This is a genomic window from Streptomyces avermitilis MA-4680 = NBRC 14893, assembly GCF_000009765.2.
GTDB classification, from domain to species: Bacteria; Actinomycetota; Actinomycetes; order Streptomycetales; family Streptomycetaceae; genus Streptomyces; species Streptomyces avermitilis.
This window is the reverse complement of sequence record NC_003155.5, coordinates 652285-664990: the sequence shown is the minus strand read 5'-3', so window position 1 is coordinate 664990 and position 12706 is coordinate 652285. Positions and strand designations below refer to the sequence as shown.

The window sequence follows — 12706 nt, the reverse complement described above, 5'->3', positions numbered from 1 at the left end:
ATCCTTCCTGTCATGGGCAAGGGCGGCGGCCGGATGGGCCCACCCCCCTGAATGAGAAGTGAGCTTGTCTTTTGCAAGCTGACTTTGTCAATGGAATCCTGAGTTAGGATCTGCATCATGGCGACTCGGGAGTACAAGCAGTTCTGTGGCCTGGCCCGCGCGATGGAGCTGGTCGGAGAACGGTGGTCGATGCTGATCGTCCGCGACCTGCTCAGCGGGCCCCGGCGCTACACGGATCTGCGCAAGGGGCTGCCGGCCATCCCCACGAACATCCTGTCGACGCGTCTGAAGCAACTCGAAGAGGCGGGTCTGGCCACCCGGCGTGCGCTGCCGCACCCCGAGCGCGCGGTCGTCTATGAGCTCACCGACTTCGGGCGGGACCTCGAACCGGCGCTCATTGCGCTGGGCCGCTGGGGCGCCCGGACAATGACCGAGCCCCGCCCCGGCGAAGCCATCACCGCCGAAGCGGTGGCCATGTCCTTCCGTACCGCCTTCCGGCCCGCAGCGGCCCAGCACGTCACTGTCGGCTTCGAGGTCCGCATGGGCGAGTTCACCATCCGCCTGCAGATCACCGACGGTGTGCTCGCCGTCGGCATCGGCGAGCATCCTGCACCCGACCTCGTCATCGAGCGCCTGTCCGGCCACCCGGTCCGCGAGCTGATGAGCGGCACCAAAACCCCCGACGAAGCGCTTGCCGACGGCAGCCTGCGGGTGGACGGCGATCCTGCTCTGCTCGCCCGGTTCGCCGCGATGTTCCGCTTCTGAATGCCCATCCGACGACGCTGCGAGGAGACTCGTGCGACCTGGTTCGAGCGCATCGTGACGAGGGGCGGCGTCCGCCTGTCTTGCCGGGACTGGGGCGGCTGCGGGCGGCCCGTCGTCCTCCTGCACGGCCTGGCCGGCCACGCAGGCGAATGGGACACCCTCGCCGGGGCCCTCAGCCCCCGCTACCGGGTTATCGCCGTCGATCAGCGCGGCCACGGCGCCAGCGAGCGCTTCCCGCGCGAAGTGAGCCGTGCCGCGTATGTCGCCGATGTCGTCGCCGTCCTCGACCAGCTCGCCCTGCACCGGCCCGTTCTGGTGGGACAGTCCCTGGGCGGCCACACCGCCATGCTCACCGCTGCCGCACACCCCCACCTCGCGCACGCGCTCGTCCTCGTCGAAGCAGGCCCCGGCGGACCGAACCCGCGCGTGCAGGCCGAGATCGGCGGATGGCTCGATGCCTGGCCGACACCGTTCCCGTCACGGGAGTCCGCTGTCGAGTTCCTCGGCGGTGGCCTGGTCGGCGAGGGCTGGGCTGCCGGGCTGGAGGAGCGCGACGGCTGGTGGCCCTGCTTCGACCGGGAGATCATGGTCGCCTCGCTGGCCGAGATCGCCCAACGCTCCTTCTGGGACGAGTGGGCAAGGATCACGTGCCCGGTCCTGACCGTCCTGGGCCAGTCCGGCATCATCTCTCCGCAGGAGTCCGAGACCATGCTCCGACGGCTACCGGTGGCAACGGCCGCGAGCGTTCCTGGCGCAGGCCACGACGTGCACCTGGAGCGCCCCGCCGTCCTGCGCCACCTGATCCAGGAATTCCTCGAAGAGAACGCCGCGCCTCGCGGGCCCGCGAGGCGTCCTGGCCGAGGCCGGGATCGAGGACCCGGTCGTCTTCGAGGAGGAGGCCGGCACCTTCAGCCGCCTCCACCCGCTTGAGCGCCCGAAATTCGGCGACCTGCTCACGTACGCGCGGCCGGGCGACACGGTGCACATCTCCGAGATGTTCCGCCCCGTACGCGGCACCGGCCACATCCTCGACACGCTCGACGTCCTCCACCGCGACCGCCTCGCGCTACGTATCCACGACGGCGCGTTCTCCGCCATGGACCTCACCGCCCGCCCCCCGCGCACCGGGAGCTGCTGTCCACCGTGAAGTTCATGGTGCAGACCCTCGCCGCCGCCAGGCGAGCTGCAGTGCGACCTCCAGCGCGAGCTCACCTACGACGGGCTGAGGGCCGCCGAGGCCAAAGGCAGCAAGGGCGGCCGCCGCCGGCCGTCACCGCCGAGAAGGCGGACGCCGTACGGACGGCGTACCTGGACGGCCAGTCCATCGCCGCCCTGGCCCGGGAGCACGGGGTCAGCCGCGGCGCCATCCGCACCGCCGTCGCCGACCTCATGCCCGAGCACACCACCGGCCCCGAGGACGTCCCGGCACCGGAGCTGCCCGTCCTCCTCGACATGCCCGGCAAGGTCGCCGACTTCCTCCGCGAAGCCGACCTGCCCGACGACCAGCGCTCGGCCCTCGCCGGCGGGGTGACCGTACGACGCGGCCAGGGCTACACCCTCCGTGTGAACGCCGCCCCGTCCATACACCGCGAGCTCCTCGCTCGCTCCCAACCCCTCGACGGCGCCCAGGCCGTCCCCGCCCAGCGCAAAGCCCGCCGCGAGTACGAGAATCGCGTCAACGCCCTCATCGCGGTCGGCGAGCGAAGTTGAAGCTACTGGCGGGTTACTCATCCCCTGGTGTCTGAGCTGGGACACCGGGGCCACCCCGGCCCACGTCCAGCCTTGCCTGGGCGCCCGGCCCGATGCCTGAGCACCGCGCCGGTACCGGGACGGCCCAGGCGCGGCGGGGACGGGGACTGCCGAGGCTTGGAAGCGCGGCCCCACGCCGCCCCCCCAGCGGCATTTGGCGCCGGCCAGGCAACCAACACCGGCCCCCAGCCTTCTTACACGTCGAACCGGCCCGGAAGACATGGCGAAACGCTCCGCCGAGACATCGCGTAAAGCCTGTCAAGACACGGCAACACGGCGAAACATGTCGCAAGGGCCGAAACGCCTGTCGAGGAGCGTCCGTTGGCACCTGAGTTGTCCCGTCGCAGGTTCGTGATCTACACACTCGCGGCGTCCACGCTGACCGTCGCGGCCCCGCTCGGCTGTGACACCCCGGCCGCGGAGGGCGCCGAGAGCGTCCGGGCGCGGTCGGACGTCCTGGTCACCGGCGCGGACGACGAGATGCTGGTGCTGGAGGTCACCGAGGCCAACAAGGTCGTCGTACGGCTACCGCGGCTCGAGGTCGGACAGGGCGTGACCACGGCGGTCGCCATGATGATCGCCGAGGAGCTGGACGCTCGGCTCGTCGACGTGTCTATCCCGCTCGCCGAGGCACGCAGGAAGGGCAACCAGTACACGGGCGGGTCGAGTTCGGTCAGTTCGCTCTACGGTCCGGCCCGGGAACTGGCCGCCCTGGCGCGGGCCAAGCTGGTGACCGCGGCCGCCCGGCGGTGGCACATTCCCGCACGGTTCCTCCGTACCGAGGGCACCCGCGTGATCGCCCCCGACGGACGGTCGGCCACCTTCGGTTCGCTGACCGCGAGCGCCGCCCGGGTCGGGCGCCCCGCCGTGTCCAGCAAGCCGAAACCGGTGTCGAAACACCGGGTGATCGGCCGCCCGACTCCCCGGATCGACGCCCGGGACATCGTCACCGGGCGGGCCCAGTACGCCGGGGACCTCGCCGTGGCCGGGGCGAAACCGACCGTCGTGGCACGGCCCCCGACGCTCGGCGGCAGGGTCCGGACGCTCGACGACCGGGCGGCCCGCGCGATGCCCGGCGTACGCGCGGTCGTCAAGGTCGCCGGCGGGGTGGCCGTCGTCGCGGACACCTTTCACCACGCCTTCAAGGCCCGGGACGCCCTGAAGATCACCTGGGTGCCCGGCCCGCTCGCCGCGCTCTCCGACGCCGAGATCCGCGCCCGGCTGCAGGCTGCCGTTCCCAGGTTCGGCACCCCGCCGCGCGGCTCGGCGCAGACGGAGGCCAAGTTCGAGTTCGCCTTCGTCAGCCACGCCCCGATGGAGGTGCTGACTGCCGTCGCGGACGTACGCGCGCACAGCGCCGAGCTCTGGTTCGCCTCCCAGTCCCCGATGGACGCCCGCGACTCAATCGCCTCCGCCATCGGCCTGCCCGCGTCGAAGGTACGGGTCCATGTCCTCCGGGCCGGCGGCTCGTTCGGCCGCCGGCTGAACCATGACGCCGCACTCGAAGCCGCCCTCGTCTCGAAGGCGGCGGGCCGGCCGGTCAAGCTGATGTGGAGCCGTGCCGACGACATCCGGCACGGGCGGATGCGCCCGGCAGACCACCACCGGATTCGGGCCAGCCACGCCGGCGGCCGGGTGGTCGCCTTCGCCCACTCCGTGGCCACGGTCAGCGAGACGAACGACGGCCTGAGCGCCGGTGTGCGTCCGGCGGCCTTCGCACGAGCGGCGGGGCCGCTGCCCAGCCACTCCGGCCTCTACAACTTCGGCTCGATCTCCGGGGACTGGGGCTCGGTCGACCTGGCGGTACCGATCGGGCCCTGGCGCTCCGTGAGCTCCGGGACGTCGCGCACCGCCGAGGAGATCGTCGTCGACGAGGTGGCCCGGGCGCTCGGAAAGGACCCGGTCGCCTTCCGTCGAACGACACTGCGCGGCAAGGCCGTTCGCGCCGTGCTCGACAAGGTCGCCGCCGCCGGGGAGTGGGGCCGGGCCCTGCCCGCCGGGCAGGCCCAGGGCGTCGCCGTCCACGAGGAGTACGGCTCCTGCGTGGCCTGTCTCGCCGAGATCGACGCCACCGACCCGAAGAACCCCCGGGTGACCAAGGTGGTGATGGCGGCCGACGTCGGCACGGCCGTGAACCCCAGCGGGCTCGAGGCACAGCTCATGGGCACCGCGGTCGACGGCATCTCCACCGTTCTGCGGGCCGGACTGCACATCGACCGGGGCGCCGTCCGCGAGAGCAGCTACGCCGACTTCCGCTACGCCCGCCAGCGGCACGCCCCGCTCCACTTCGAGGCCCACATCATGCCCTCGCGGCGGGCGCCGGGCGGGGCGGGCGAGCTCGGCGTCCCGGCCGCGGCCGGCGCCGTCGCCAACGCCTACGCCCGGGCGACCGGGTCCAGGCCGCGCCGTTTCCCCCTCGACTTCTGAACCCTCGATTTCTGAGAAGGTGCCGATGCCGTCCTATTCCTTCGTCCTCAACGGCGAGCGGGTCACCGTCGAGGCGCCGGCCGACATGCCGTTGCTGTGGGTGCTGCGCGACCTGCTGAACGTCACCGGGCCCAAGTACGGCTGCGGGGTGGGCGTCTGCCGGGCCTGCACCAGCCACCTCGACGGCGGCGAGATACAGCCCTGTGTCGTGCCGGTCGCCGACTGCGCGGACCGCGAGGTCACCACCATCGAGGGCCTCGCCGACGGCAACCGGTTGCACCCCGTGCAGCAGGCCTGGCTCGACTGCGACGTCGCCCAGTGCGGCTTCTGCCAGCCGGGCCAGATCATGGCCGCGGTGGCCCTCCTGAAACGGACGCCACGGCCCTCCGACGCCGACATCGACGCCATCGAGAACGTCTGCCGCTGCGGCACGTACTTCCGCATCCGCGAGGCGATCAAGAAGGCTTCGGTGAAGTTCCCCCGGTCAGGCCCATGACCGAATCCGTAGTAGAAGTCCGACGCTTCCCAGCGCTTCCCAGCGCTTCGCAGAAGACCTGCACCCAGGCCTGTTCGACAGACCGGCACCGTCATGGGCCCGCAGGCGGGGCGAGACCGTCGAGCTGGTTGATGAAGCGCAGGGCCTGCTACTCGCCGGGACAGTGGCTGGTCTACCGGTATAGGGCGCGGGCCTGCTCGTAGAGCTGCTTGGCGGTGTTCAGGTCCGCGCGGTCCTGAACCCGCAGTTGACGAGGGTCTGGTGGCGCCCGATCGCCATGTCGGAACGGACCTGGAAGTCGGGTCGGCCGAGTTCGTCCATGACCTGTTTGCAGCTCTGCTAGACGACCTGTTTGTAGCTCTGCTCGACCCAGTGTCGCAGCCCGTAGATCCGCTCGATCTCGGCGAGGGTGGTGGGCGGGCAGGGCGATTCGGTGACGCGTGGGGAGCCCGGGCGGGGCAGGTCGGTGGCCGGATACCAGGTTGCCTTCGCCGGCAGGGTGGCCGGGTGGGCGGTGGCCACCGCCAGGCGGACGTTCCCGTCCGGGCCCCACCGGCCCAGCCGTGCCTCGGCGGCCCGCCAAGTGGCGGTGTGCCCATCGCGGCACGTGCGCTCGATGCGGGCCCAGTCCCCGGGACGTTCGGCATCCTGCGAGGCGAGGCGAGGCCAGGCCAGGAGGCGGGCGGCGTCGACGGGAGTGTGGGCGTCGGAGCCGTAGGCCCAGGTGCCGTGCCGCCCGGTTTGGCCTTCGCCGTCAGGCAGCCTGGTGCTGGAAGGTGCGGCGATAGGCCGTGGGTGTGACGCCGAGGGCGTCACGGAATCGGGCGCGCATGTTGGCGCCGCTGCCGAGGCCGCACCGGACTGCGATCTGTTCCACCTGGAGGTCGGTGGTCTCCAGGAGTTCTCGCGCGCGGTTGCTGCGGGCGGTCAGGAGCCATTGGCGGGGGCTGACGCCGGTTTCCTGGCGCCATAGGCGGGTCAGGGTGCGTGGGGAGACGCCGGCATGGCCGGCGAGGTGGGGGATGGTGAGGTCTTCTTCGAGGTGGAGCAGGGCCCATTCACGGGTGTTGGCGAGCGTGGTGGCCTGGGGGGTGGGGAGGCTCCTGTTGATGTATTGAGCTTGCCCGCCGTCACGGTGTGGGGCGGCGACGATGTCCCTGGCGATGTCGTTCGCGACGGCTGCGCCGAGATCTTTGCGGACCAGGTGCAGACACAGGTCGATGCCGGCCGTAAATCCCGCGGAGGTCAGGATGGTGTCGTTGTCGATGTAGAGGACGTTGCGGTCGACGCGCAGCCGGGGGTAGAGCTCTTCGAGGTCATCCGCGCTGGCCCAATGGGTGGTGACGGTGCGGCCGTCGAGCAGTCCGGCCGAGGCGACGGCGAAGGCGCCGGTGCAGATGGAAGCGATGCGTATCCCGGCGCGGCCGGCGAGCTTGAGAGCGGCCCTCACCCGTGGGCGCGGAGGGCGCCGGAAGTCCTCGAAGCCCGGGACGATGATCGTGTCCGCTTCGGCGAGCGCCTCCAGACCAGCGGTCAGTCCGAGGGTGAAACCGGCGCTCGTGGTCACGGTCTCCTCGGTGTCGCCGCACACGGTGAGCTCGTAGGGGGTGTTCGGACGGGCGTTGAAGATCTGCGTGGGGATGCCCAGATCCATGGGCAGCACGCCGTCGACCGCCAGGACCATGACCCGGTGCTTGTTCATGGCCGCAATATTACGTCCGGCACCAATGTCGCAGGGAGTCCAGGGAGCCGCCATGCCCCGCCACAGGGGCTGTTCCCGAGGTAAATCTCCTGATCAAGCCGCTGATCGTGTGACCGGAAAGCAATGGCTCACCCGCACCAGTTCTGGCCCAAAAGATGCGCATGCTGGCAGATGAGCCGTGGCCCGGAAGGCAGGTTCCGGAGCAGGATCGAAGAGCGAGCGCGGGGCAGCCGACTCCACACCCCGGTGGAGCGGTCCGAGAGCCCCGGCCGTGGACGAGGAGCCGGCAATGACTTCGCAGCATGTGGTGGGCCGCTTCTTCGACGTGCAGGGCGGCCAGGTGTACGCCCACGTCCGCGAGGGTGACGGCCCGGCGCTGATCTTCCTGCACTACTGGGGAGGCTCACGGCGCACCTGGATCCCGGTGCTGCAGCGTCTGGATCCCGGGCAGGGCTTCGTGGCCTACGACCAGCGTGGATGGGGTGGCTCCACGAGCGTGCCGGGACCGTATGACCTGGAGCAGCTCGCGGACGACGCGCAGCGCGTCGTCGACGCGCTCGGATACTCCCGCTATGTGCTGGTCGGACACTCCATGGGCGGCAAGGTGGCCCAGATCCTGGCCGCACGCAAGCCCGCCGGTCTGAGGGGAGTCGTCCTCGTGGCGCCCGCGCCGCCCGCGCCGATCGGGGTGACCGAGCAGGTGCAGGAGACGGTTTCCCACGCCTACGACAACGAGGAGGCGGTTCTTCAGAGCATCGACCTGATGCTGACCCGCGGCGGGCTGACTCCCGAGCTGCGCCGGCAGGTGGTCGAGGACAGTCTGCGCGGCGGCGACGAGGCCCGTCTCGAGTGGCCGCGCCGTGGCCTGGTCCAGGACGTGTCGGCCGGAGTCTCAGCCATCGAGGTGCCGGTGCTGGTTCTCGCGGGCAGCCACGACAAGGTCGACCCGCCGACCGTGCTCGCCGACCACCTGCTGCCGCTGATCCCGACCGCCACGCTGACCGTCCTGAAGGACACCGGCCACCTCTCGCCCCTTGAGGTGCCTGACCAGGTGGCCGCGCACATCGGCGCGTTCGTCGCCCAGCTGTAAGCGCAGCACTCCAGCCGCACATCCCCCGTGTGGCGATCGGCTGTCACTCCATGTCCCGTGCAGCCGCACCCCCCATACCCGGCACGCGTGAGCGTTCCGCCCGGCCACCGTGCCGATCTGCCCCGGACCGGGGCCCAGAGAAGGAGACACATCATGACCACCGCCGCAGACCTGTCCGTCTTCGAGCAGCTCGACCTCCCCGACACGAGCCTCACCCGGGACACATTCGCCTTTGCGGCACAGGCCACGCCTGCCTTCATTCACGATCACTGCGTCCGCAGCTACGTCTTCGCCCGCGCCCATGCCCAGAACCAGGGTCTGCGCGCCGGTACCGACTACGACGACGAACTGCTGTTCGTCAGCTGTGTCCTGCACGACTTGGGACTGAGCGAGGAGGGCAGCAACGGCGACCAGCGTTTCGAGGTCGACGGCGCCGACATCGCAGCGGCATTCCTCCGCGAGCGCGGAGTCGAGGAAGAGCGTATCGCCGTCGCCTGGGACGCCATCGCTCTGCACACCTCGGAAGGCATCGCCTCGCGGAAGGGCACGGAGGTGGCGCTGGCCCACTTGGGTATCGCCACCGACATCCTCGGAATCCAGCGTGAGAGCCTTCCGGCCGGCCTCGCCGACGAAGTGCACGCCCTGCTGCCGCGTCAGGACCTGGCCCACGGGTTCAGCGACCTCATCATCACCCAGGCCGTGGCCAAGCCCCACAAGGCGTCCCCGACGAACTTCATCGGCGACCTGCTGCGCCGCCACCTGCCCTACGGCGCCTATCCCAACTGGTACGACCTGATCGACGCGGCCGGCTGGGGCGACAAGCCGGTCGGCGTCACCGCCCGGCGCCGTGCCGAGACACCCCAGCAGGTGGGGACCTTGTTCATGGAGTACCTGGAGGCCGGTGACGTCGAGGGCTTGGTGTCGCTCTACGAGCCGAACGCCCACTTCGTCCCCACTCCCGGAACCCACCTGGTGGGCACGGACGCCATCCGCGAGGCCATGCGGCAGATGGTCGACAGCGGTGCCCGCCTCAAGCTCGAACAGCGCGAGATCCGACAGGTCGACGACATCGCCCTGGTGTCGAACAACGCCATCCTCACCGGGATCGGACCGGAGCCGGTGGTCTCCACCACCACCGAGATCCTCCGACGCCAGCCGGACGGCGGCTGGGTTCACGCCGTGGACGACCCGTTCTTCAGCTGATCGCGTCGGGCGGCCTGGGCACCGAAGCACAGGCCGCCCGCCCCTCCCAGGGCTCAGCGGGCATCTGATCAATGGTCAGGATGCTGTGCGGGATGCCCTGTCTGTTGCGGGCCGACCGCGTCCCCGCCTCATCGCCCGGCGGCCCAGCCCCCATGCCTGTTGAGGAGTTCCTCAATGTCTGCGACCGAGGTCATTGCCGTTTCCCGTGTTCGGTCGGCACGCCGTCCATGCCTATCTGCTGCTGGGCAGGCAACCGATCGTCGTCGACGCCGGAACACCCAGCAGCGGCCGGCTCATTCACGACCAGGTCGCCGCCCACGGCGTGGGCCCCAAGGACGTTCGCCTGATCGTCGTCACCCATGGACACCTCCCCGCCTCGGCTCCGCTGCGGAACTCGGCCGACTCACCGACGCACCGATCGCCTGCCATATCGCCGACCTCGGCATCTACCAGGCGGGCCGGGGCAGTGAGCCGTACCTGCCCATCGGCCTGTTCGGGCGGCACTTCGCTCGCACCTCGAGGGTGCGCGAAACCGCCGAGCCGCTCGAACCGGACGGGCTCATCCGTGGCGAGACCCACCTGTCGGACTTCGGTGTCGAGGCCCGCATCTTGCCCACTCCGGGCCGCACCGCCGGGCTTCGTTTTGCGCCCTGCCGATACGAGGTTCTCGACGGTAGTACCGAAACATGGCACGACAGCGTCCGTATCCCAGTGATCTGTCCGATGCCCGCTGGGAGTTGACAGAGCTCGCCCTGACCGCCTGGCGGGCCGAACGCAGGGGGTAACGGCCTGGATATCGGGCGCCCGCCCCAGCATGACCTGCGCCGGATCATGGGCGCCATGCTGTATGTCGACCGGACCGGGATCCCGTGGCGCTACCTGCCGCACGACTTCGCGCTGTGGGAGACCGTCTACGGGTACTTCGCCGCGTGGCAGAAGAACGGCATCTTCGACCAACTCATCTGCATCCTGCGTCAGTTGGTACGCCCGGCCGAAGGCCGGAACGGCGAACCGAGCGCCTGCGTGCTCGACGCCCAGAGTGTCAAGACCTCCGCGAACGTGCCGGCCGCAGGGCAGGGCATCGACGCGGGGAGAAGGGGGTACTGCTTCGCCGCCTCGACCCCGGGTGCCGGCGCCCTGTGGCCCCTATGCGACCCGGACACGCCCGACCTGGACGAGGACGACGACGGCAGCGAGGATCCGTGAACCTCACCGATCTTCATCCATGCCGCTCAGGGCCGGGCGCGGATTCCCTCATAGAGGAGGTCGAGCACCCGGCTCACCTGATCGCGGTCCTGGAGCACAGGCGCGACCATGGCGATACCGCTGAGGGACACCACCACATCGTCAGGTTCGACCTCGGGACGTGTGACCCCCGCCGCCGAGGTTGCGGCCAGCAGCGTGCCGACGGCTTCATCGACCCGCCCGCGGCTCTGCGCGAACGGGTCCCTGCCCGCGGCCACGACGGCTCCGATCGCCTCCGTCAGTCCGATCTTGGTGGCCCAGTAGTCGACGAAGCGGTCCATCCAGATCCGCAGGGCGTCCTGGGGCGGTGCCTGCTCCAGCAGTTCCGCGGCCGCGGCGCACACGGCGTCCAGTTCCGAGCGGTAAGCCGCCTCGATGAGGTCTTCGCGTGCCGGGAAGTGGCGGTAGACGGTGCCGACACCGACGCCGGCCTGCTTGGCGATCTCGGTGAAGGGGGCGTCGGGACCTCGCTCGACGAACAGGCGCAGTGCCGCCTCGAGGATGCGGGCGCGATTGCGCTGCCCGTCCGCGCGCGGTCTGCGCTGCGTCGTCTCGGTTCTGGTCACAGTCACCCCTAGAAAGCGGAATCCATTCCACTTGCATGGTACGCCCGGGGTGGGGACCTTGAGCCCAGGCCCGGGGGCGAACGGCCGGGGGTCGGCCCCAGGGGTGCGGGGTCGTTTCGTACCTACCCGGGCTTTGCGTCGCGGCCCGTCGGTGCCCTACTTGCATCCGGAACGCATTCCGGTTAGATTGCTCTTACCGGAACGGATTCCGGATAGCGATTCGCCCCCGCGTCGATAGCCCGCAGGCGCCCCCATGGCTGTTCGCCGTGGTGCGCCGGCTGTCCACCGAAGCGGAGCCGGACCCCTAGAACAACCCTCTGACGCCCGACAGGCCAGGCTGAACCAACAGCCCTCCGGCGCGGGCACCACTCCACTGTGAAGGACTGAACGCAATGAGCACAGAAGACCTCTCATTCCCCGAAGACGAGAAGGTCCTGGTCACCGGCGGCAGCGGATTCGTCGGCGCCCACACGGTCGTCCGCCTGCTGCGCGAGGGGCATCGCATCCGAGTGGCAGTCCGGGGTCCCGCACAGGAGGCGCAGGTGCTGGCGGCACTCCGGCAGGCCGGGGTCGATCGGGCGGACCTGCTGGAGTTCGCGGTCGCGGACCTCAGCGCCGACGACGGCTGGGCGCAGGCCATGGACGGGATCGCGCACGTCCTGCACCACGCGTCGCCCTTCCCGCCCACTCCTCCCGAGACGGAGGACGAGGTCATCCTCCCCGCCCGCGACGGCGCGCTGCGGGTGATCGCCGCCGCCCGCAGCGCCGGGATCCCCCGGGTCGTGATGACGTCCTCCTTCGCCGCGGTCGGATACACCCTGACGCCCGACGACCACTACACGGAGGAGAACTGGACCGATCCGAACACCCCCGGACTGCCCGCCTACCACAAGTCGAAGGTGCTGGCCGAGGCGGCGGCGTGGGACTACGTCAAGACCAACGGGGGCATCGAGCTGGCGGTCGTCAACCCCACCGGCATCTTCGGCCCCCAACTCGTGGACCGGCCCTCAGGATCCATCGGACTGATCAAGGCCCTCATGGCCGGCGAGATGCCCGTCGTGCCGGTCTGGAACTTTGGCGTCGTCGACGTGCGTGACGTCGTGGACCTGCATCTGCGCGCGATGCTGCACCCGGCGGCGGCGGGCGAGCGATTCCTCGCCAACAGCGGATCGTCGAGCCTGTTCAAGATCGCGAACATCCTTCGCGAGCAATTCCCCGCCGCGGCCGACCGGCTGCCCGCGACGGAACTGACCATCGATCAGGTACGCGAGGCCGCGAAGACCGAGCCCGCGCTGAAGGACGCCGCCGTCCTGGGGGGCAGGATCCCCGAAATCAGCCACGAGAAGGCCAGTTCCATCCTTGGCTGGGAGCCCCTGGACGTCAGGGACACCATCGTGGCAACCGCGGAGGCCCTGATCGAGCTGGGCGCGGTCACCCTGCCGGAGTAGGGCAGCCTCACGTCG

The 12706-nt window shown here is 70.3% G+C and carries 12 protein-coding genes and 2 pseudogenes; 11 read left to right on the top strand and 3 right to left on the bottom strand.

Going from position 1 to position 12706, the window contains the following annotated elements; genetic code table 11:
* Window positions 1-117 precede the first annotated feature (117 nt).
* The 6 genes from SAVERM_RS03085 (at window position 118) to SAVERM_RS03065 (ending at window position 5437) form a co-directional block, all read left to right on the top strand.
* Entirely contained in the window at window positions 118-765 is a 648-nt protein-coding gene (locus SAVERM_RS03085; RefSeq protein ID WP_010981959.1) for a winged helix-turn-helix transcriptional regulator, read from the top strand.
* Window positions 766-1695, top strand: coding sequence for an alpha/beta fold hydrolase (locus SAVERM_RS03080; RefSeq protein WP_078936734.1), 930 nt, complete (start codon window positions 766-768; stop codon window positions 1693-1695).
* Window positions 1619-1912: a recombinase family protein gene (locus SAVERM_RS45485; protein WP_338059016.1), complete on the top strand. Its 294-nt coding sequence runs from the start codon at window positions 1619-1621 to the stop codon at window positions 1910-1912. Before SAVERM_RS03080 ends, SAVERM_RS45485 begins: the two co-directional genes overlap by 77 nt.
* A 5-nt stretch (window positions 1913-1917) precedes the next feature.
* The gene (locus SAVERM_RS03075; RefSeq protein ID WP_237528709.1) at window positions 1918-2475 is read left to right on the top strand and encodes a resolvase; all 558 of its coding nucleotides are present in this window, start codon (window positions 1918-1920) and stop codon (window positions 2473-2475) included.
* Window positions 2476-2865: 390 nt separating this feature from the next.
* Window positions 2866-4941, top strand: coding sequence for a xanthine dehydrogenase family protein molybdopterin-binding subunit (locus SAVERM_RS03070; RefSeq protein ID WP_010981955.1), 2076 nt, complete (start codon window positions 2866-2868; stop codon window positions 4939-4941).
* A gap of 25 nt (window positions 4942-4966) precedes the next feature.
* Window positions 4967-5437: a (2Fe-2S)-binding protein gene (locus SAVERM_RS03065; RefSeq protein WP_037651831.1), complete on the top strand. Its 471-nt coding sequence runs from the start codon at window positions 4967-4969 to the stop codon at window positions 5435-5437.
* Window positions 5438-5674: 237 nt separating this feature from the next.
* On the opposite strand, the pseudogene SAVERM_RS45780 reads toward SAVERM_RS03065, so the two are convergent.
* Window positions 5675-6172: pseudogene (locus SAVERM_RS45780) on the bottom strand (IS701 family transposase); the annotation flags it as partial.
* Window positions 6173-6191: 19 nt separating this feature from the next.
* Entirely contained in the window at window positions 6192-7139 is a 948-nt protein-coding gene (locus SAVERM_RS03055; RefSeq protein ID WP_037651832.1) for a GlxA family transcriptional regulator, read from the bottom strand.
* Between the two features lie 289 nt (window positions 7140-7428).
* Here SAVERM_RS03055 and SAVERM_RS03050 point away from each other — a divergent pair, with 289 nt between their 5' ends.
* The 4 genes and pseudogenes from SAVERM_RS03050 to SAVERM_RS39495 form a co-directional block, all read left to right on the top strand.
* A complete protein-coding gene (locus SAVERM_RS03050; RefSeq protein WP_010981951.1) occupies window positions 7429-8229 on the top strand; it encodes an alpha/beta fold hydrolase in 801 nt (266 codons plus the stop codon).
* Between the two features lie 153 nt (window positions 8230-8382).
* Entirely contained in the window at window positions 8383-9432 is a 1050-nt protein-coding gene (locus SAVERM_RS03045) for a nuclear transport factor 2 family protein (RefSeq protein WP_010981950.1), read from the top strand.
* Between the two features lie 205 nt (window positions 9433-9637).
* The gene (locus SAVERM_RS39500) at window positions 9638-10147 is read left to right on the top strand and encodes an MBL fold metallo-hydrolase (protein ID WP_242432287.1); all 510 of its coding nucleotides are present in this window, start codon (window positions 9638-9640) and stop codon (window positions 10145-10147) included.
* Window positions 10119-10530: pseudogene (locus SAVERM_RS39495) on the top strand (transposase); the annotation flags it as partial. The gene SAVERM_RS39500 and the pseudogene SAVERM_RS39495, both read left to right, overlap by 29 nt.
* Window positions 10531-10664: 134 nt before the next feature.
* Here the strand turns inward: SAVERM_RS39495 and SAVERM_RS03035 are convergent.
* A complete protein-coding gene (locus SAVERM_RS03035) occupies window positions 10665-11243 on the bottom strand; it encodes a TetR/AcrR family transcriptional regulator (protein WP_107083216.1) in 579 nt (192 codons plus the stop codon).
* 392 nt (window positions 11244-11635) lie between these two features.
* On the opposite strand from SAVERM_RS03035, the gene SAVERM_RS03030 reads away from it, so the two are divergent.
* Complete coding sequence (locus SAVERM_RS03030) at window positions 11636-12691, top strand: SDR family oxidoreductase (protein WP_010981946.1); 1056 nt, start codon at window positions 11636-11638, stop codon at window positions 12689-12691.
* Window positions 12692-12706 lie beyond the last annotated feature (15 nt).

Coding starts and splice junctions, on each gene's coding strand:
- SAVERM_RS03080 (WP_078936734.1), top strand. CDS start 766: ATGCCCATCCGACGACGCTGCGAGGAGACTCGTGCGACCTGGTTCGAG.
- SAVERM_RS03085 (WP_010981959.1), top strand. CDS start 118: ATGGCGACTCGGGAGTACAAGCAGTTCTGTGGCCTGGCCCGCGCGATG.
- SAVERM_RS03030 (WP_010981946.1), top strand. CDS start 11,636: ATGAGCACAGAAGACCTCTCATTCCCCGAAGACGAGAAGGTCCTGGTC.
- SAVERM_RS03065 (WP_037651831.1), top strand. CDS start 4,967: ATGCCGTCCTATTCCTTCGTCCTCAACGGCGAGCGGGTCACCGTCGAG.
- SAVERM_RS03075 (WP_237528709.1), top strand. CDS start 1,918: ATGGTGCAGACCCTCGCCGCCGCCAGGCGAGCTGCAGTGCGACCTCCA.
- SAVERM_RS03045 (WP_010981950.1), top strand. CDS start 8,383: ATGACCACCGCCGCAGACCTGTCCGTCTTCGAGCAGCTCGACCTCCCC.
- SAVERM_RS03050 (WP_010981951.1), top strand. CDS start 7,429: ATGACTTCGCAGCATGTGGTGGGCCGCTTCTTCGACGTGCAGGGCGGC.
- SAVERM_RS03055 (WP_037651832.1), bottom strand. CDS start 7,139: ATGAACAAGCACCGGGTCATGGTCCTGGCGGTCGACGGCGTGCTGCCC.